At 69.0% G+C, this 18,883-nt stretch carries 18 protein-coding genes; 3 read left to right on the forward strand and 15 right to left on the reverse strand.

Annotation, left to right across the window (positions count from 1 at the left end; translation table 11 throughout):
- Window positions 1-144: 144 nt before the first annotated feature.
- Window positions 145-960, reverse strand: a complete 816-nt coding sequence (locus ABZ382_RS15485; protein WP_357088915.1) for an S-methyl-5'-thioadenosine phosphorylase — start codon at window positions 958-960, stop codon at window positions 145-147.
- 109 nt (window positions 961-1,069) lie between these two features.
- Here ABZ382_RS15485 and ABZ382_RS15490 point away from each other — a divergent pair, with 109 nt between their 5' ends.
- Window positions 1,070-1,408 (forward strand): metal-sensitive transcriptional regulator, encoded by a 339-nt coding sequence (locus tag ABZ382_RS15490; protein WP_357089909.1) that lies wholly within the window; start codon window positions 1,070-1,072, stop codon window positions 1,406-1,408.
- Window positions 1,409-1,423: 15 nt separating this feature from the next.
- Here ABZ382_RS15490 and ABZ382_RS15495 read toward each other — a convergent pair whose 3' ends face one another.
- The 13 genes from ABZ382_RS15495 to infA all read right to left on the reverse strand — a co-directional run bounded on the left by ABZ382_RS15495 (window position 1,424) and on the right by infA (window position 11,717).
- Entirely contained in the window at window positions 1,424-2,431 is a 1,008-nt protein-coding gene (locus ABZ382_RS15495; protein ID WP_357088917.1) for a nitrilase-related carbon-nitrogen hydrolase, read from the reverse strand.
- A 79-nt stretch (window positions 2,432-2,510) separates the two neighbouring features.
- Window positions 2,511-3,503: an AraC family transcriptional regulator gene (locus tag ABZ382_RS15500; protein ID WP_357088919.1), complete on the reverse strand. Its 993-nt coding sequence runs from the start codon at window positions 3,501-3,503 to the stop codon at window positions 2,511-2,513.
- A gap of 101 nt (window positions 3,504-3,604) precedes the next feature.
- Window positions 3,605-4,459 carry a nitrilase-related carbon-nitrogen hydrolase gene (locus ABZ382_RS15505; RefSeq protein ID WP_357088920.1) on the reverse strand — a complete coding sequence of 285 codons (855 nt, stop codon included), beginning with the start codon at window positions 4,457-4,459 and terminating at the stop codon, window positions 3,605-3,607.
- A gap of 79 nt (window positions 4,460-4,538) precedes the next feature.
- A complete protein-coding gene (locus ABZ382_RS15510; protein WP_357088922.1) occupies window positions 4,539-5,519 on the reverse strand; it encodes an AraC family transcriptional regulator in 981 nt (326 codons plus the stop codon).
- Between the two features lie 229 nt (window positions 5,520-5,748).
- The gene (locus ABZ382_RS15515; RefSeq protein WP_357088924.1) at window positions 5,749-6,714 is read right to left on the reverse strand and encodes a helix-turn-helix domain-containing protein; all 966 of its coding nucleotides are present in this window, start codon (window positions 6,712-6,714) and stop codon (window positions 5,749-5,751) included.
- A 274-nt stretch (window positions 6,715-6,988) separates the two neighbouring features.
- Entirely contained in the window at window positions 6,989-7,861 is an 873-nt protein-coding gene (gene truA / locus ABZ382_RS15520; protein WP_357088926.1) for a tRNA pseudouridine(38-40) synthase TruA, read from the reverse strand.
- Between the two features lie 82 nt (window positions 7,862-7,943).
- Window positions 7,944-8,444 carry a 50S ribosomal protein L17 gene (gene rplQ, locus ABZ382_RS15525; protein WP_357088928.1) on the reverse strand — a complete coding sequence of 167 codons (501 nt, stop codon included), beginning with the start codon at window positions 8,442-8,444 and terminating at the stop codon, window positions 7,944-7,946.
- Window positions 8,445-8,496: 52 nt separating this feature from the next.
- Window positions 8,497-9,555: a DNA-directed RNA polymerase subunit alpha gene (locus tag ABZ382_RS15530; RefSeq protein WP_033085978.1), complete on the reverse strand. Its 1,059-nt coding sequence runs from the start codon at window positions 9,553-9,555 to the stop codon at window positions 8,497-8,499.
- A 104-nt stretch (window positions 9,556-9,659) separates the two neighbouring features.
- Window positions 9,660-10,265 carry a 30S ribosomal protein S4 gene (rpsD, locus tag ABZ382_RS15535; protein WP_357088930.1) on the reverse strand — a complete coding sequence of 202 codons (606 nt, stop codon included), beginning with the start codon at window positions 10,263-10,265 and terminating at the stop codon, window positions 9,660-9,662.
- Window positions 10,266-10,286: 21 nt separating this feature from the next.
- Window positions 10,287-10,700, reverse strand: a complete 414-nt coding sequence (rpsK, locus tag ABZ382_RS15540) for a 30S ribosomal protein S11 (protein WP_213557959.1) — start codon at window positions 10,698-10,700, stop codon at window positions 10,287-10,289.
- Window positions 10,701-10,709: 9 nt separating this feature from the next.
- Window positions 10,710-11,081, reverse strand: a complete 372-nt coding sequence (gene rpsM / locus ABZ382_RS15545) for a 30S ribosomal protein S13 (RefSeq protein ID WP_326309472.1) — start codon at window positions 11,079-11,081, stop codon at window positions 10,710-10,712.
- Between the two features lie 178 nt (window positions 11,082-11,259).
- Window positions 11,260-11,373 carry a 50S ribosomal protein L36 gene (gene rpmJ, locus ABZ382_RS15550; RefSeq protein WP_033085975.1) on the reverse strand — a complete coding sequence of 38 codons (114 nt, stop codon included), beginning with the start codon at window positions 11,371-11,373 and terminating at the stop codon, window positions 11,260-11,262.
- A 122-nt stretch (window positions 11,374-11,495) separates the two neighbouring features.
- Window positions 11,496-11,717: a translation initiation factor IF-1 gene (infA, locus tag ABZ382_RS15555; RefSeq protein ID WP_040804562.1), complete on the reverse strand. Its 222-nt coding sequence runs from the start codon at window positions 11,715-11,717 to the stop codon at window positions 11,496-11,498.
- 352 nt (window positions 11,718-12,069) lie between these two features.
- On the opposite strand from infA, the gene ABZ382_RS15560 reads away from it, so the two are divergent.
- A complete protein-coding gene (locus tag ABZ382_RS15560; RefSeq protein WP_357088933.1) occupies window positions 12,070-15,546 on the forward strand; it encodes an AAA family ATPase in 3,477 nt (1,158 codons plus the stop codon).
- Window positions 15,547-15,792: 246 nt separating this feature from the next.
- Entirely contained in the window at window positions 15,793-17,610 is a 1,818-nt protein-coding gene (locus tag ABZ382_RS15565) for a serine/threonine-protein kinase (protein WP_357088935.1), read from the forward strand.
- A 7-nt stretch (window positions 17,611-17,617) separates the two neighbouring features.
- Here the strand turns inward: ABZ382_RS15565 and ABZ382_RS15570 are convergent, their stop codons facing one another.
- Complete coding sequence (locus tag ABZ382_RS15570) at window positions 17,618-18,883, reverse strand: hypothetical protein (protein WP_357088938.1); 1,266 nt, start codon at window positions 18,881-18,883, stop codon at window positions 17,618-17,620.

Below are 18,883 nucleotides of genomic sequence, written 5' to 3' on the forward strand. Positions count from 1 at the left end.
GATGGATAGACGGTGTGGGGCAGCTGAACGCCACCCGCGGATGCCGCCACGAGCAGGTGCAATGACGCACCACGGGGTACAACGGAGTACCCCGGCCGCTCGGGCGGCCAGCACGCGTGACCGGCCGCTACGGCCGGGGTCGCGTCAGGGCAGCTCGAACGGGAGCTGCACGCCGGTGCCGGTCAGCACGCGGCACTTGTCGCAGGTGTCGTCGCCCTCGACGGCGGCGACGGCGCGGCGCACCATCGCCTTGAACGGCACCAGGTTGCGCTCGAACTCGGCGAACACGTCGGCGGCGCTGACGCCCTCGCCGGACTCCAGCCCGGCGTCCAGGTCGGTGACCAGAGCGATTGCGGAGTAGCACATTTCGAGTTCACGGGCGAGCACGGCCTCCGGGTGCCCGGTCATATTGACCAGCTCCCAGCCCTGCCCGGCGAACCAGCGGCTCTCGGCGCGGGTGGAGAAGCGCGGGCCCTCCACCACGACCATGGTGCCGTGGTCGTGCGCGGGCAGATCGTCGCCGATCGAGGCGATGGCGGCAGTGCGCAGCTCGTCGCAGTACGGGTCGGCGAAGGACACGTGCACGCCGCCGGCGTCGTAGAAGGTCTGGGCGCGCCCGGAGGTGCGGTCCACCAGCTGGTCCGGCACGGCGATGGTGCCCGGCCCCCAGTCGGCGCGCAGGCTGCCGACGGCACAGGGACCGAAGATGCGACGGACGCCCAAGGTGCGCAGCGCCCACATATTCGCGCGGTAGGGCACGGTGTGCGGCGAGAACTCGTGCTTGCGGCCGTGCCGGGGCAGGAACGCCACCGAGCGTCCCTCCACCTGGCCGATGGTGATGGGCGCGCTGGGCGCGCCGTAAGGGGTCTCGATCTCGACCGTGGTCGCGTCATCGCCGAAGAAGTCGTAGAAGCCGCTGCCTCCGATGATGGCGAGCGTTGCCCGTGCGTCCGAACTCATGCTCCGATTCTTGCGCACGCGGCCGCGAGTGGTGGTAGCAGGGCGAGGCATGTACCCTAGGGGGGTATTTTCCCCGGGAGTGAGGACAGCGCAGGTGACCAACGACAAGATCGCGACCCAGGATTCCGCCGGGCACGACGCCGCCGAGTCCTGCCACGACACCGCCTCGCACGGCTACATCACCGCCAAGGACGACTACCTCAAGCGCCTGCGCCGCATCGAAGGCCAGGCCCGCGGCCTGCAGCGCATGGTCGAGGAGGAGAAGTACTGCATCGACATCCTCACCCAGGTGTCGGCCATGACCAAGGCGCTGCAGGCGGTCGCCATGGGACTGCTCGAGGATCACATCAGCCACTGCGTGGTCGACGCGGCCGTCGCGGGCGGTCCCGAGGCCGAGGCCAAGATCAAGGAAGCCACCGACGCCATCGCGCGCCTCGTGCGCAGCTGACGGCCCTCGCGGCTCTCAGCAGGCCGCGGTGCCGCCGGGGTAGGCGCCCAGGGACGTCGGGAGCGCCCAGCGGTCGGGGCCCGACTGCCAGCCCGCGGCGACGCGACGGGAGCCGCGGCGGGTAGGGACGCTGTCCTTGCGGGTGTTGTCCTTGCGGTCCCGGGTGGTGCGGACGGAGTCGCAGGGCTGGTTGTCGGCGAGCGTCACGGCGATCTCGAGGTCGGCGTAGAGGATGCCTTCCTCACCCTCCGCGAGCGGGGCCACCACTTCGCCGCCGTCGGCGCCGTAGATGCGGGCGCATCCGGTGGGGCCGCCATTGTGGCGCTGTGCGCTGCCCACGCCGCCGAACGCGGCGTCACCGATCACGGCGGTGGGGGCGATCACGTACGCGCCGACCTCGAGCGCGTACATGCGGCTGAGCGTGGTGCTCGACTCCGGTCCGACCGCGTCGCCGTCAGGGCTGCCGGGCCAGGCCGCCACGTGGATCTGCTCCTCGTCGGCGCGCAGCGCGCGGGTGAGCAGCGGCCGCTGGTTCTCCTGCCCGGACAGCGCGCCGTACTTGCCGATCGGGGTGTGGTGCACCGCGGGCAGATTCGGAGTTCCGGACGCGAATATCTTGCGTTCCACGCTGTTCAGACCGGCTTTGCGGCGGACCGACAGCAACTGCCCGGAATCGTCGATCACAGCCTGCGACATATAGATTCGCCGTTCCTGGCGCTCACCGAATCCGAGTACGACATGAATGTCGTGTGCGGCGGCGGCAGCGGTGATCGCGCGCATTTCCGCGCCGTCCCGCGTCATCGAATTCTCGCGGCATCTGGTCGAGTATTCGACATTCCACTGATTGGTATCGATCCAACGCCACCACGGATAACCCGGGAGAAACGCCTCCGGGAATGCGACCAGCCGCGCCCCCTGTACCGCTGCCGCCCGGATCAGTTCGACGACCTGATCGACGCCGTCGGAGAGCCGCAGCCAGCTGGGTTCGGCCTGGACGGCGGCAACTCGCACCGTTGTCCTCATCGCTTTTCCCTCATGCAACAGGAGCCTTGCCAAGTTATAGCGATAGAACAATGGCGATGAGTGCCGAATGACCGACTGATCATGCCAGTGTGCGGAATGCTCCCGGAGTTGTGCCCATTTCCAAACGGAAGCTTCGATAGAAGCTACGCTCCGTGAGGAATCCTGCCGCTTTCGCTACCGCCGAAAGCGGCAACTGTGGTGCATTTCTCAGTAGGTCGCAAGCACGTTCGATGCGCATGCGGCGCAACACCGTTCCCGGTCCGCCCTCGAACTCACCGAACACTCGATACAGCGTACGCCGAGACATTCTGCAGCCCTCCGCGATTCGATCGACTCCGAGATCGGGATCGGCGCAGTGGTCGCGCATGTAGTTCAGAACCCGTTGCCGACCGATCGCGTCCGCCGACTGGTCACGCGGCGCGCGGCCGGACGCGGCGATCGCGGCGGCGGCCAGCAGATCCATTCCGGGAGCGGACAATAGCGCGGCGCTATCGGGATCGGTGCGTTGCAATTCGGCCAGCCCACGAAAGAAGCCGGCCACGATTCCAGGCGCGCTGTTCGCCGAAAATACTGTCGCAGTGGGCAATTCGAGATTGTCGATGCCGTAGCGCTCACGTAGTCGACTGAGCGGGACCTGCACCACGACTTGTTCGAACCGCTCCGGCGCGTCCCAGCGGTAGGGACGGGTGCTGTCGTAGAACACGATTCCGCCGGGACCGACATCGGCGACCCGATCGTCCTGGCACAAACGCGCGGTACCGAGGGTCGGAATACTGGCGAGCAGATATTCGTCCGCGCTGCGGCCGATGAGTCCGCCGGTTCGGCGAATGGTTTGCGGCGTCGATCCGATTACCGACACATCGATCTCGCCGTAGCTCGCGGATTCGATATAACCTACAAAGCGACCACTCGGTATAGGTTCAACCGCCAACGGCACGTAGGAGGCACTCACCTGCGCCTCCCAGCGCTCGAATGCCTCCGACGACGTCTGTTCCTGGCCGGACCGAACCTCGATCCGGTTGACCGGTGGTAACCCTTCCACTCCCCATCCCTCGATGACAATGGCGGCCACGTGTACGGCCGAATACTGGGGAGAGTGTGTCAGATCGGACGAATTCCGGCCAATGGGCCGAACTGATACGAACCAGTAACCGGTACGTACCGGTTATCGAATCAGGCGGCCGACTCGAAGCTCAGATCGAGTTCCAGATCGGCATACAGCAAACCCTGTTCGTGCCCACCCAAAGGCGATGCCAGTTCCTCGCCGCCCGGCGCGAAGATGCGCGCGTGCCCGCCCGGCCCCGGCACCAGCTGCTTGGCCGGCTCCGCGCCGCGGCGGCTCTCACTGCCCGCCACGTCCATCACCGAGCAGGCCGCGATGACGTTCAGCTGCCCGACCACCGCGTACCAGAGCGTCGCCGCGTTGTTCACCCGCACGCCCCAATCGACGTCCCGCGCCACGATGAAGCCCGGCCAGGACACCACGTGGATCTGCGCCCCGGTGCGCTCCAGCTCCCGCCGCGCGGGCAGATGCAACTGCTCGGAGCCGCCCTGCACCGCGATGCGGCCGATGCCGGTACGGAAGACCTGCGACTCGCCGGGCTCGCCGGAGCGGAAGATCTGGTGCTCCAACGGTGTCAGCTCGGGCTTGCGGCGGACTCCGAGCAGTACCCCTCGGTCGTCGATGAGGCACTGGGACATGTACAGCGCGCTGCCACAGCGTTCGCTGAAGCCGAGCAGTACATGGATACGATGCCGGCGCGCGGCATCGGCGATACGCCGGAACTCGGTGCGCCCCACGGTCATCGAGTTGGTGCGATAACGCGCGAAGAAGCCCTCGCCCCAGCTCACCGAATCCAGCCACAGCCACCACGGGTAGCCGGGGAGGAAGGTCTCCGGGAAGGCCACCAGCTGTGCACCACCCGCGGCCGCGTCCTCGATCAGCCCGATGGCCTGCCCGACTCCGGCGGGCAGATCCAGCCATCGCGGCTCGGCCTGGACAGCCGCGACTCGCACCTTCGTGGGCACCTCGGCTCCTTCGACGGATCGGATGATGCAATCACCCTTCGCCGAACGCCAGTCGGTCACAGCGACATACCGTGCCGAGCTACCGACAGCGCGTGCCTGCGTCCAATTGCGACCGGAATTGCCCCGGCGTCACCCCGGTTTCCTGCCGAAACGCCCGGTAGAAATGCCGATCCGTGGCGAAACCGGAGGCCGCGGCAATCGCCGACAACGGCCGGGTCGGGTCCGTGCGCAACAGCCGACGGGCGTGCTCGACCCGCATCCGCCGCACCAGCGCGGCCGGGCCGCCGATCTCCTCGCAGACCCGGTAGAGGGTGCGGCGCGAGACCAGGCAGGCGTGCGCCACCTCGTCCACGGTCAGGTCCGGATCGGTGTACCGCTTCCGCAGCACCGCCAGCACCTGCTGGCGGGTGAAGACCGAGTCGGCGGGCCCGGGCGAGGAGTGCCCGTTGGCCAGCAGCAACGCCGACGAGAGCATCGAGGTGACCTGCGACTCGAGCACGTCCGCCGCACGGCCGGTCTCCTCCGCGCCGAGCCGGGCCATACCCCGGAAGAAGTCGGCCACCACGCCCATGGCCCCGGTGGCGGGCAGCGCCTTGGCGATGGGCAGCTCGTCGCGCACCAGGCCGGCGTGGTCGAGCACCGCGTCCAGGGGCGCGCGCACGATGGTGGACACCGCGTTCTCGGTGGTCCGGCTCTCGATCGGGCGGGCGCTGTCGTAGAAGGCGATGGTCCCGGCCCCGCCCTCGGTGATCCGGCCGCTCTGCTCGGTCCAGTTCGAGCCCTCGACCACGATGTTCACCAGCAGGAAGTCGCCGGCGGCCTGCTCGAGCTGACGCTTGGTGCGCACCACCCGCTGGGCGCTCGAGGCCATCAGCGTGAGGCTGGACCGATCGAACTGGGTGGAGCGGAGTTTGCCGTGCCAGGGCCCGGCGCCGATCGGTTCGACGATCGAGGGCAGCACGGCATCGGCGACGAGGGCCTCCCACTGCTCGAAGGCTTGCCGCGCGGAAACCTCTGAGGTCGTGCGGACTTCGGCGCTGGCCGTGGAGGCGATACCCACACCTGCATCATTCCATTAGCGGCCGCCGGGAGAACGGGAATGAAGCCGACTGATCCGACAAAACAGACCAATCAGCCCGATAACTCCGGGAACTCGCCGACCCGGTCACCGGCGGCTCGAGGCGGCGACCGGGCGGCGCGTCCTCAGTATGCCGCGCCGACGCGGCCCTGTGACTGCCCAACCGTGCCAGTTCACTGCCGATTCAGGTCAGCCGTGAAACACCCCCTGATCAGGCATGATTTGTCCGGAATTCGCCAGGGGTCATACCGGTTTCGCGTTTGAAGGCCCGATAGAACTGCCGCTCGGACACGAAGCCCGCCGACCGTGCCACCGACAGCAGCGGCCGCGTCGGATCGGTGCGGATCAACGACAGCGCCCGCTCCACCCGCATCCGCCGCAACATGGCCGCCACCCCGTCCTCACCCTGCTCGAACAGGCGGTACAGGGTGCGCCGCGACACCGCACACGCGCCCGCCACCTGATCGATGGTCAGCTCCGGATCGGCGTAATTCCGCTGAATGAACGCCAGCGCGCGCTGTTTGGCCAGCGCGTGCGCGGGCTCGTCGCGCGGGAGGTCGCCCGCGGCCAGCTGCACCACCGAGGCCAGCAGGCCCGTACCGTGTTTGGCCAGCACCGCGGCCTGTTCCGGTGCGGTGTACTGCAATTGCGCCATACCGCAGAAGAAGCGGCCCACGATCCCGGCCGCGCCCTCGGGCGGGAAGCGCACCGCGGTCGGCATCCGGTCCGCCGGCACCCCCGACGCGCAGACCACCTCGGCCAGCGGCACCTGCACCGCCACCACGCCCCAGGACTGCTCGAAATGCGCGCTGAAGGGCCGGGAACTGACGTGCAGGGTGAGCCCGCCGTCGGCCAGCTCCCCCACCCGCCCGTCCTGCTCCAGCCAGCCGTGGCCGTGCGTGGTGACGCAGGCGAACAGCACCGGTTCCTCGGGATCGTGGATGAGTTGCGGTATCCGGCTCAGATGCTGCCCGCTGGCGGTCACCATCGACACGTCGATGCCGTCGAATCGCGATTGCACGATGCGCGCCCGGAATTCCCCCGACCGCACCGGTGTCACCACCAGCGGAACGTAGGCCGCCGCGACCACGGCCTCCCATTCCTCGAAAGTCTCCTGCTGCGAAACCTCCGGCGTGGATCGAACCTCCATCACCGAGGGCTCGACGCCGCCCCTCATTGCCCGATTCTCGCATCCCGCCCCCACCCCGATCCCCGAATTCCCTTAACAACATCCAACTTTCACCCAACCGTCCGAATTGGCGCATTGCCCGCAACTCGCACAGCGAATCTTCATCCCGGACTTGCACTTTCATCCGCGCGACCGATCCGCAATCACGCGCGCGTCATCACACCCGCGACCTCGGCGGAGGCGTGGTCGCGGGTGTGGAAGAGCGGGGTGGGGCCGATGGAATCGAACGACACGCCGGGCGGGCGGCGCGCCGACAACGGGGTCAGTCCCCGCAGCAGCCTTCGGGATCGGCGACATGGCCCGCGGGACCGGGAACGGTGCGAACCTCGCGGGTCTGGATATTGCGGGCGGCCAGATCGGCGTCGGCCGGATAGTCGACGGCGATCAGCGACAGCCCGTGGGCCGGGGCCACGGTCACCGCGCTGGCGCGTTCGCGTTCATTGAGCAGTCCGGCGATCCAGTCTGGGGTACGGCGGCCCTCACCGACGGCCAGCACGCCGCCGACCAGACTGCGGACCATGGACCAGCAGAACGCGTCAGCGCTCACGTAGGCGGTCAGCAGGTCGCCCTCGGCGACCCAGTCGAAGCGCTGCAGTTCGCGAATCGTGGTCGCGCCCTCACGCCGGCGGCAGAAGGCCGCGAAATCGTGCAGGCCCAACAGGTTTCGGGAGGCCTCGCGCATGGCCTCGAGATCCGGGCCGGGGCGGCACGGCACCACGCCGCGGGCCTGCAGCGGCTCGGCGCCGTAGGGCGCGGTGGTCAGGCGGTAGGCGTAGTGCCGGCGGATCGCCGAGAAGCGGGCGTCGAAGTCCGGCGGGGCGATCCGGGCCTGCTTGACCCGCACGTCCTTGGGCAGGAAACGGGCCAGCCGGTGCACCAGCTTGGGGCCGTCCACCTCGGTATGGGTATCGAAGTGCGCGACTTGGCCTTCCGCGTGCACCCCGGCGTCGGTGCGCCCGGCCACGGTGAGCTGGATGGGTTCACGCTGCACCTTGGACAGCGCGTCCTCCAGCACCCCCTGCACGGTGCGCAGGCCGGGCTGACGGGCCCAGCCGGTGAAATCGGTGCCGTCGTAACTGATGTCCAGCCGTACCCGAATCGAAATGGGTTCGGGCGTCGGATCCTCCACGGTCACAGCGATCTCCTGGTTAACATGGAGAAAGCCCGCCGACCCGGAGGGGACGGCGGGCTCACTCATGAATCCGATAGGGGCGGATTTACTCCGCGTCCTTGGCCTCTTCGGCGGCCGGGGCGTCAGCCACGGTCTCCTCGGCAGCCTCTTCGGCCTTGGCCTCGGCCGGAGCCTCAGCCTTCTGCGAAGCGGCGACACGACGGGCACGGTCGGCCTCGTTGGTCACGGTCTTCTCGCGGACCAGCTCGATGATCGCCATCGGGGCGTTGTCGCCCTTGCGCGGGATCGTCTTGATGATCCGGGTGTAGCCACCGTCGCGGCCCTCGAACGAGGGACCGATCTCGGCGAAGAGGGCGTGGACGATGTCCTTGCTACGGATCACCTTCATGACCTCGCGACGGTCGGCCAGAGTGCCGCCCTTCGCCTTGGTCACGAGCTTCTCGGCGTAGGGGCGCAGCGCCTTGGCCTTGGCCTCGGTGGTCGTGATACGACCGTGTTCGAAGAGCGCCGTCGCCAGGTTGGCGAAGATCGCCTTCTGGTGCGACGCCGACCCGCCGAAGCGGGCACCCTTCTTGGGCTTGGGCATTGTTGGAATCTCCTGTGTCTAAGGCAGATCCGGGGCGCTGGCCCCGAGCCGCCTAAAGCTGTTCGGTCTCGGCGTAGTCCTGCTCGCCGCTGTCGGTGTCGCTGAACGAGCCGCTGTCGCTCCAGGTGCCGCTCGCCGCGTCGTAGCCGACGACGGAGGACGGATCGAAGGAAGCCGGGGAGTCCTTGAGGGACAGGCCGAGCGAGTGCAGCTTGACCTTGACCTCGTCGATGGACTTCTGACCGAAGTTGCGGATGTCCAGCAGGTCCGACTCGGTGCGGGCGACCAGCTCGCCGACGGTGTGCACGCCCTCACGCTTGAGGCAGTTGTACGACCGAACGGTGAGATCCAGGTCCTCGATCGGCAGGCCGAACGAGGCGATGTGGTCCGCCTCGGCCGGGCTCGGGCCGATCTCGATGCCCTCGGCCTCGATGTTCAGCTCGCGCGCGAGACCGAACAGTTCGACCAGGGTCTTGCCCGCCGACGCCAGCGCATCCCGCGCGGAGATCGAGTTCTTGGTCTCGACATCCAGGATGAGCCGGTCGAAGTCGGTGCGCTGCTCGACACGGGTGGCCTCGACCTTGTAGGTCACCTTCAGAACCGGCGAGTAGATCGAGTCCACCGGAATCCGGCCGATTTCCGCACCCGACGCCTTGTTCTGCACGGCGGGGACGTAGCCGCGACCGCGCTCGACCACGAGCTCGATCTCCAGCTTGCCCTTGTCGTTCAGGGTGGCGATGTGCATGTCCGGGTTGTGCACGGTCACGCCCGCCGGGGGGACGATGTCACCGGCGGTGACGGTGCCCGGGCCCTGCTTGCGCACGTACATGGTGACCGGCTCGTCCTCTTCGGACGACACGACCAGGCCCTTGAGGTTCAGGATGATGTCGGTGACATCCTCCTTCACGCCCGGGACGGTGGTGAACTCGTGCAGCACGCCGTCGATGCGAATGCTGGTGACAGCGGCACCAGGAATCGACGACAGCAGCGTGCGGCGCAGCGAGTTGCCGAGGGTGTAACCGAAACCCGGCTCCAGCGGCTCGATGGTGAACCGCGACCGGTTCTCGGACACGACCTCTTCGGTCAGCGTCGGTCGCTGTGAAATCAGCATTTCTTCCTCCTTCGGACGCCCACTATTTGACGCCCACTATTTGGGAGCTGTTGCGGCCCTGAGGGATTCAGGGCCACAACCAGCGGCACGCTTACGCGCACCTATTACTTCGAGTAGAACTCGACGATCAGCTGTTCCTGCAGCGGAACATCGATCTGCGCACGCTCGGGGAGCTGGTGCACCAGAATCCGCAGACGGCCGGGAACGACCTGCAGCCAGCCCGGGATCGGACGGTCGCCGACGGTCTCACGCGCCACCTGGAAGGGGTACATGGCCAGCGACTTCGCCTTGACATCGATGATGTCGTACTGCGAGACCTGGAAGCTCGGCACGTCGACCTTCACACCGTTGACGGTGAAGTGGCCGTGCGAGACCAGCTGGCGGGCGCCACGACGGGTACGGGCCAGACCGGCGCGGTACACGACGTTGTCCAGACGGGACTCGAGCAGACGCAGCAGGTTGTCGCCGGTCTTGCCCTTCTGGCGGTTCGCCTCTTCGTAGTACTTGCGGAACTGCTTCTCCATGACGCCGTACGAGAAGCGAGCCTTCTGCTTCTCCTGCAGCTGCATGAGGTACTCGGACTCCTTGATCCGCGCGCGGCCGTGCTGGCCGGGCGGGTAAGGACGACGCTCGAACGCCTGGTCGCCTCCGACGAGGTCGACACGCAGACGACGCGACTTGCGGGTGATAGGGCCGGTATAACGAGCCATTTTTCTACTCTTCCTTTCCCGCTAGACGCGACGCCGCTTGGGCGGACGGCAGCCGTTGTGCGGCTGCGGAGTGACATCGGAGATCGTGCCGACCTCGAGGCCGGCGGCCTGGAGGGAACGGATCGCGGTCTCGCGGCCCGAACCCGGGCCCTTCACGAAGACGTCGACCTTCTTGACACCGTTCTCCTGCGCCTTGCGGGCAGCGTTCTCGGCGGCGAGCTGAGCGGCGAACGGGGTCGACTTACGCGAGCCCTTGAAACCGACGTGGCCGGAGGACGCCCAGGAGATGACGTTGCCCTCGGGGTCGGTGATGGACACGATCGTGTTGTTGAACGTGCTCTTGATGTGAGCGTGGCCGTGCGGGATGTTCTTCTTATCCCGGCGACGCGCTTTCTGAGTCTTCTTCGGGCCCGAGGCCCGGCTCTTCGGAGGCATGCGCTATCCCTACTTCTTCTTGCCGGCGACGGTCTTCTTCGGACCCTTGCGCGTGCGGGCGTTGGTCTTGGTCCGCTGGCCACGCACGGGCAGGCCACGGCGGTGGCGGATGCCCTGGTAGCAGCCGATCTCGATCTTGCGACGGATGTCGGCCTGCACCTCGCGGCGCAGGTCACCCTCGACCTTGAAGTCCTGCGCTTCGATGAAGTCGCGGAGCTTGGTCAGGTCGTCGTCGCTGAGGTCCTTCGACCGCAGGTCCGGGCTGACGCCCGTCTCCGCGAGGATCTCCTTGGCGCGGGTACGGCCGATGCCGAAGATGTAGGTCAGCGCGATCTCCATGCGCTTTTCGCGCGGGAGGTCGACGCCCATCAGACGTGCCATGGTTGGCGTTTCCTTACTTTTGCGGAGGTCTGCTCCCTGTCCGTCCCCTCGTAAGTGGGGCCCCGGCCTCCGTACCGGGGGTGGGCCGCCGTCCGTCCCCTACGGGACTCGGCGACGGCGACTGGTGCTGGGAGTGCTTCTTATGCCAGTCCGAACTGCGTTCGGTGCTTGGCGGAGATCAGCCCTGACGCTGCTTGTGGCGCAGGTTCTCGCAGATCACCATGACCCGACCGTGACGGCGGATCACCTTGCACTTCTCGCAGATCGGCTTGACGGACGGCTGAACCTTCACGTCAGATCCAATCTGGGTTGGTGTTCACTGGCCGTGAACACAGTTTTTCCCCGGTCAGTTCGACCGGGGAAACCCGGGGCTTATCGCCCCGGAAGTCTTGATGCGCTCCCGCGAGGAGCGACTCACTTGTAGCGGTAGACGATGCGGCCGCGGGTCAAGTCGTAGGGCGAGAGCTCCACGACGACGCGGTCCTCGGGCAGGATGCGGATGTAGTGCTGCCGCATCTTGCCGCTGATGTGGGCCAGAACCTTGTGCCCGTTCTCCAGCTCGATCCGGAACATCGCATTGGGCAACGGCTCGATAACCCGGCCCTCGACCTCGATGGCCCCTTCCTTCTTCGCCATATCCTCCGCGATCCCGGTTAGGCTGAACCTGGTTGGTTCAAGCTCATTACGGCAGGTCGGCCATGAGTTTCGTAGGCGCACCGGTGGATTGCTGGTGCACTGTGGCCAACCCGGTGACATACTCACTGGAGGCGGCACGAAGACATGCCACAGCCACTATGTAAGTCACCAGCGACCTACTTTACCCGTCGCCCCAGATCCGGCCAAATACGGGTGCCGTGACGTGCCCCTCCCCGGTCGCGCGGGCCACGCCCCCGCCGCGAGCGGCCGGTATACGCCGGGCACGCACTCGCCGGGAATCGCTAAACTACGCCGTGTCCTGCACGATAGATCGAGGCACCCGGGGGTAGATGTGAGTCGCGAGAACGACGGACTCCCGATGCTCCCGCCCTGGCTCTCCGAGAGCGACGTCACCGACACCGGATACGAAGCCCCCGTCGAGAACCTGCCCCAGGACGACCTCATCCCCGAGGAGAAGGGCGGCCGCCGCCTCTTCGGCCGCCGCAAGCCCCGCAAGGACTCGCCCGCCGAACCCGCCGCACCCCTCCCCCGGACCCCGGCTCCCACGTCCGCACCGGCCCCTGTGTCGCGCACCCAGCAGCCGACTCCGCCCACCCCGATGCCGACCCGCGACCCCGGCACCCACTTCAACCTCCCCCAGAACGGCACGCACCCCAACGGCGCCCAGCCGACCCCGCCGTCCTCCCCCTCCGGCCGCCACCCCATCGGCCAGAACCCGGCCGACCAGCCCGCCAACGGCCAAGCTCCTCAGCACCCGAACGGCCGGACCCCGTCCCACCAGCCTCCCAACGGCCAGGCACCCCACCCGAACGGCCAGGCGCCCTTCACACAGCCGCCGGTCGGCCAGACGCCTCAGTCGCCGCAGCCCAACGGCCCGATGCCCGCCGGCCAGGCGCCGCAGGCTCCCCAGCCCAATGGCCAGGGACCCTTCACGCAGCCGCCTGCCGCTCAGCCGCCCCGGCCCCACAGCCAGGCGCCCTTCACGCAGCCGCCCGTCGGCCCGACGCCTCAGTCGCCGCAGCCCGACAGCCCGGCGCCGGTCGCCCAGGCCCCGCAGGCTCCCCAGCCCAATGGCCGATCGCCCTTCACGCAGCCGCCGGTCGCGCCCGAACCCGCTCAGCCGGGCCCTCCTTCGGGTCCGCTGACGCCCCCGCCGGGCCCGCGGTTCTCCGCGCCGCCGACGCCGCCCGCAGCACCGGCAACGCCGATCGGCGCGCAGCCCGCGGGCGCGTCCCTCGCGGGCCCGGCGACCGCGGGTACCCCGGAGGCCGCCGCCCCCGCCCGTCCCCCGGCGGATCCGACCACGCGGATGCCGCTGCCGCCGTCTCCGAGCGAAATGGCCGCGGCGGCAATCGATCCCGCGGTTCGTGCCGCGCGACCGCCGCTGCCCCCGGCACCGGGTGATCTCACCGATGACGACCAGGCGCCGACGCCGCTCGCGGCCGATCCGGCCGAGGTCACCACGAAGATGTCGCAGCCGCCGCTGCCTCCGGCTCCGGGCGATCTCGACGCGACCGGGTCCGGCGTCATCGCGCCCGCTGATCCGACTACTCGCCGGCCGCTGCCGCCCGCCCCCGAATCGGGTGCCAACACCAGCGGACCGGAGCCGCTGCCGGCGCCGGGCATGCCGAAGCCGACCTCGGCCGATCGCCCGGGCTCCGGCAATGACGTTCCTCCCGTGCCGAATACGACGGCTGCCGCGCACGAGCTGCTCGACGCGGAGCTGGCCGAACTCGGTGCCGCTCCAGGCGAGACCTCCGACCCGGAGGCGGATTTCGATCAGGCGATGACGCCGGGCCGCCATCGCGCGGTGGAGGTCACGCCGCCCGCCGGCCCGCGCCTCGACATTCCGCCCGCCCCGCCCGGCCTTTCCGCACCGGCGTCGGGCCCGCTGCCGCAGGTCCCGGGTGGCCGGCAGCAGTCCGCCGACGCCGGCCAGCAGCTACCACCGCCGCCGGGACCGTTCCCCGGCGCGCAGCACCTGCCGCCTGCTCCGGGTCCTTTCCCCAGCGCGCAGCACCTGCCGCCGGCCCCGAACTCCGGCGCTCCTCCGATGCCGCCGAACCAGGGATTCCCGGCCGGACCCGTTCCGCCGCAGTTGAATCCGTGGGCGAACGGCCCGCAGACGGAGGCCGGACCGCAGTCGAACGCTCCCATCGGGCAGGATTCCGACATTCCGGGTATGCCCCCGGGATTGCCCGGACAACACCCCTCGGCGGACGGTCCGGAACCGGCGGAGGCCGAGGATCCGGACGCGAATCCTTGGGCGAGCGCGCCGCTGTCCGAGGCCGCGGCGGCCGGGTTGAGCGGTCGGCATCCGGTCAGCGCGCCACTGCCCGATTCCGGGGCGCCGACTCCGTCGCAGGGTTTCCCGGCGGGTCCGTTCGCATCCCAGTCGGCTCCGCAGGGTCCCGATGGTGTTGGGGCTGACGCGAACCCGTGGTCGAATGCCGCGATGTCCGAGGCCGCGGCCGCCGGATTCAACGGGCCGCGGGCCGACGGGATGGTTCCGCCCGGCGCGGGTATGCCGGGCGACGGCGCTCCCGCGCAGTCGCAGTGGGGTCCGGGGGCCGATGGACCGCAGGGTGGGCAGATGCCTTGGGCCGCACCCGGGCCGGAGCAGGGCTACCCGGGTGGGCCCGGCCCGTACGCGGCGCCTGGCGTTCCGGGGCAGCCGACAGTGCCCGGTTTCCCGGGACAGCCCGGCCCGGACGCGCCCGTCTGGGGTGAGGTGAACGCGCAGCCGGGTGGCCACCTGCCCGGGCAGTACGGGATGAGTTCTGTGCAGCCCGGATTCGGTGTGCCCGGTCAGTACGGCGCTCCGGTTCAGGCCGGTCCCCCGCAGGGCGCTCGGGGCCCGGCCGGGTACGCCGGCGGTCCCGCGCCGTCGCTGGACGATGTTCCGTTGCGCCGGGCGAAGAAGGCTCCGGGCTCCGGATGGCGACGGGCTGTGCACCATATGTCCGGTGGCGCGATCAATCCCGGCATGTCGGCGGAGGAGCGCCGCCTGCAGGAGTTGGTGGCGCGGATCCGGCAGCCGGTGCGCGGGGACTATCGGATCGCGGTGCTGTCGTTGAAGGGCGGCGTCGGCAAGACGACGACCACGATGGGTCTGGGTTCGATCTTCTCGTCGATTCGCGGGGACCGGGTGATCGCGGTGGACGCGAACCCGGACTTCGGGACCCTGTCGCAGCGGGTGCCGTTGCAGACGCGGTCGACGGTGCGGGATCTGTTGCTGGACGAGCACATTCAGCGGTATTCGGACGTGCGCCGGCATACCTCGCAGGGCAGCAGCCGGTTGGAGGTGCTGGCCAGTGAGCGGGATCCGGCGGCGTCGGAGGCGTTCAGCGAGGAGGAGTACCGCGCGGTGGCGCGGATTCTGCAGCGCTTCTACAACATCATCCTGACCGACTGCGGTACCGGTCTCATGCATTCGGCGATGGCGGGTGTGCTGGATCTGGCGCATTCGCTGGTGTTGATCTCGAGTTCGGCGATCGACGGCGCGCGCAGTGCGGCGGCGACGCTGGATTGGCTGTCGCTGCACGGTCACGACCATCTTGTCCGCAATGCGGTGGTGGTGATCAACCTGCCCCGCCCGGGTGCCCCGAATGTCGGGATCAATCAGTTGCGCGACTATTTCTTGTCGCGTTGCCGCGCGGTCCACATCATCCCGTACGACGCCCACCTGGGTGAGGGCGCGGAGATCGATCTGCATCGCCTGAGCAAGCCCGTCAAGCGCGCTTATGTGGAGCTGGCGGCCACGGTCGCCGATGATTTCGGCGCCGACCACCGGCACTATCGGGGCTGAGCAGGGACCGGTTCCGAAGCGGTTCGGCGGCAGGGCGTTCGACCCCGCGGTGACGGTGGCGGCGGGCGGGTGGCTGCGCATGACACGGCTTCGAACGGGTGCTAGTTTGTGGCTCGATCGCGCTGCCGCCCTGTCCGGCGAATTCCTCGCGGCCGACCCCGAGAACTCGGAGTACACCTGGATGCGTACTGTCCGCGGCCTGTCCGCCGCACCCTGCCCGCTCGCGCCGAACCCGGCGGATCTCCGATGAAGGCGCTGTTGCCCGACGATCCGCGCTGGATCGGCCCGCACCACATGATCGCGGTGGTCGGCACGGGTGAGCTGGGCCGGGTGCTCCTGGGTCGGACGCCGACCGGAAAGCTCGTGGCGGTCAAGCAGATTCACCGCTCGCAGCCGGTGGACATGGAGTTCCGGGCCCGCCTGCAGCGGGAGCTGGAGACCGGCAAGCAACTGACCGGTTCCTGGTTCACGCCGGTGGTGGACAGTGACGCCGATGCCGAACGCCCGTGGCTGGCCACCGAATACCTGCCCGCGCCGGATCTGGCGACGGTGATCGCGGGCTGTGGCCCGCTGCCGGTGCCGGGTCTGCGCATGCTGGCGACGGGCCTGGCGACCGCGCTGCTGGAGGTGCACCGCGCGGTTCTGGTGCACCGCAATCTGAAGCCCGGCAATGTGCTGCTGACCACCGAGGGCCCACGCCTGGTGGATTTCGGCATCACGCGCGCCCGCGAGGACGGTGCGGCCACCGCCGACGCTCCCGCGTATCTGGCGCCCGAGCAGGCCGAGGGCCAGCCGGTGACCTCGGCGGTCGACATCTACGCCGTGGGCATGCTGCTGGTGCTGGCCGCGACCGGATCCATGTCGGCGGCACCGGATCTGCAGGCGGTTCCGCACGCGCTGCGCAAGCTGGTCGAGTCCTGCCTGTCGGCCGATCCGGCGCATCGCCCGTCGGCGCGCCAGCTGCTGGAGCAGGCGGAGCGCATTCCCGGGGAGTCGGCCTGGCCGCAGCCGGTGCTGGATTTCCTGGAGGCGCATCGCACCGACGCCGAGTGGTGGGCCTCGAGCGGTGAGCAGGAGACCCGTTACCGGGATCAGCTGGCGCGCTTGGCGGATCGCCGCCGCCGCACCATCGGCTTGGCGGCCGCGGCCGTGACCGGCGTCGTGGTGGTGGGCGGCACGGTGATCGGCCTGGTTCGCGCCTCGGATACCGAGGGTCACGCGCAGGCGCGCACGGATTCGTCCCTGGATCTGACGGCCGCCGAGCTGCGACTGCTGGACACCTGCGCGGTCCTGGACAAGGCGCTGCCAGGCAAGCTGGGCACCCGTACCGGTGATCCGGAGGCCCAGCCCGGCGGCTGTGCCACCACGGTGCTCGATTCGTCGCAGCGAAAGGTCCACTACACCCTCGACATTCCCGATGCCGCGATCGGCGTGGACCAGTTGAAGCCGACCACGCGCACCGCGAGCTGGGGCACGATCCTCAGTGCGGGCGCGGCCGACAACAAGTGCGACACGGTCCTGGTCGCCAAGTCGGCCGGTGATGTCCCGCTGCGCATGTCGGCCGAGCAGCTGGATCCCGCGGCCCAGCCCGGTGCCGCCTGCACCGCCGCCGAGCAGGCGCTGGCGGCCGTGGCCGAGCACCTGACCGAGGTGGTCCCGCAGCGTAAGGCCGCCGCGACGTCGGTCCTGCGCGTGGACCCGTGTTCCCTGCTGCAGGACAGCACGATTCACGACATCACCGGTGAGGTCACCGACCGTCAGCATTCGCCGCACGCGTGCGCGGTGGTCGGCCCCAACGGCTGGGTGCGCGTCGACCTGGTCGAACAGTCCCGCCCCGATCAGGGCGACTGGGCCTACGAGGCCGTGCAGACCGGCGACTACACCACCTATGTGATCGGGGCCCGCACCCCGAACGACTGCAATATCGCCTACCTGGTGCGCCCGACGGACAAGGGCAATGCCGAGCAGCTGAAGTTGCAGGTGTCGGATCAGTCGGCCGCTCCGGACGCGTGCGGCAAGGCGGCGAAGCTCCTCGCCGACGCGGTCTCGAAGCTGCCGAAGTAGCCGCCCGCTACAGGTATTGGGCCTTGGCGAGCAGCGCGTACTGTGCGGCCGCGCGTTGCTGGGCGTCCAGGAGCTGGGCCCCGGCGACGCGCGCGACGTAGCGGTCGTAGTGCAGAGTGCAGACGTAGCGGTCGGTGGCGTTCCAGGCCTGGGAGTAGCTGGTGCGGTTGGGGCTGGGATTCTCGGCGCAGGTCGCCCCGGGCACGCCGGGCGGTGCGTCGGTCGTGCCCTGGATGAGCCCGTTGATGCCCGTCCACAGGTTCGTCGCGGCTTTCGCGTCGCGGGCACGGAACAGTAACGCGCCCTTGACGGTCGTGGCGGTCAGGTCGACGCCGTTGTCGTCGAGCAGTGGCTTCCACGGCCCTTGGTTGTCGACGGTGTGCAGGTAGCCGCGGGGCGTTCGCACAGCCTCGTCCTGTCCGGGTCGTGGATAGTCGGCGGGGTGCAGGGTCCTCCGTAGCATGCCCTCGGGGTCGTAGTCGAGGTAGAGGATTTCGCGCGCGGTCAGCGGGGGCGTCTTGTCGAGCAGCGGCAGCTGAGCGTCGATGATCTTGGTGGCCAGTGCTTTCAGGGCGTCGATCTCCGCCTGGGGTGTCCGGACCGCGATATTGATCGCGTACTGGCCGCGCGACACCGTCGCCGCCATGGAGGGAATGCCGGGCCGCCAGTGGGCTTTCGCGGCCGGGTACTTGTCCAGGCTCACCCGCACGTTGTCGGCGGACGCGACGGCGAAGTCGGCGGACTCGATGCCTTCGGCGGCGGCCCGCGCCTGCTGTTCGTCGGGGAACTGCATCACGGTCACGTTGAGGGTGGTCGCGGTGGGATCGTTCTCCCAGCCTTCGAAGGGGCTCGCATTGCCCGAACTGTGGTCGATGTACAGGGTTTCGAGGCGGGAGTGGTCGCTGACGGTGGTCGAGTAGGCCAGCATCAGGTGATTGGCGTCGAGCACCGGTTTGGCGGCCTGCGCGATCGCGAAGCCGGTCTCGGGCCGGGCCAGCGCCGTGTAGCCGAAGCGCGGCTCGATGTCCGCGCCGCTCACCACGGCGTCGCCGAGCCGCGCGACGGCGATGGCGCTGCCGTCGCGGAACGAGTGATCGTAGGAAGCGCGGAAGTCCATGGGCGTGGTCGGGTAGTTGCCGATGGCCAGGGTGCGGATGTCGATCTCGCCCGCGGCGGGCGACCCGGAGACGGTGCCCCCGCACCCGGCGAGCACCAGGCTGAAACTGGTAGCGGTGGCGGCGAATACGGCCCTACGCCGATTGATCTTGTTCAC

The organism is Nocardia sp. NPDC005825, from assembly GCF_040630175.1.
In the GTDB taxonomy this organism is placed as follows: Bacteria; Actinomycetota; Actinomycetes; order Mycobacteriales; family Mycobacteriaceae; genus Nocardia.

Bases quoted from the DNA above. Each gene is read 5' to 3' on its own strand.
- ABZ382_RS15485 (WP_357088915.1), bottom strand. From the start codon at position 960: ATGAGTTCGGACGCACGGGCAACGCTCGCCATCATCGGAGGCAGCGGC.
- ABZ382_RS15495 (WP_357088917.1), bottom strand. From the start codon at position 2,431: ATGAGGACAACGGTGCGAGTTGCCGCCGTCCAGGCCGAACCCAGCTGG.
- ABZ382_RS15515 (WP_357088924.1), bottom strand. From the start codon at position 6,714: ATGAGGGGCGGCGTCGAGCCCTCGGTGATGGAGGTTCGATCCACGCCG.
- rplQ (WP_357088928.1), bottom strand. From the start codon at position 8,444: ATGCCCAAGCCCAAGAAGGGTGCCCGCTTCGGCGGGTCGGCGTCGCAC.
- ABZ382_RS15530 (WP_033085978.1), bottom strand. From the start codon at position 9,555: ATGCTGATTTCACAGCGACCGACGCTGACCGAAGAGGTCGTGTCCGAG.
- rpsD (WP_357088930.1), bottom strand. From the start codon at position 10,265: ATGGCTCGTTATACCGGCCCTATCACCCGCAAGTCGCGTCGTCTGCGT.
- rpsK (WP_213557959.1), bottom strand. From the start codon at position 10,700: ATGCCTCCGAAGAGCCGGGCCTCGGGCCCGAAGAAGACTCAGAAAGCG.
- rpsM (WP_326309472.1), bottom strand. From the start codon at position 11,081: ATGGCACGTCTGATGGGCGTCGACCTCCCGCGCGAAAAGCGCATGGAG.
- infA (WP_040804562.1), bottom strand. From the start codon at position 11,717: ATGGCGAAGAAGGAAGGGGCCATCGAGGTCGAGGGCCGGGTTATCGAG.
- ABZ382_RS15565 (WP_357088935.1), top strand. From the start codon at position 15,793: ATGAAGGCGCTGTTGCCCGACGATCCGCGCTGGATCGGCCCGCACCAC.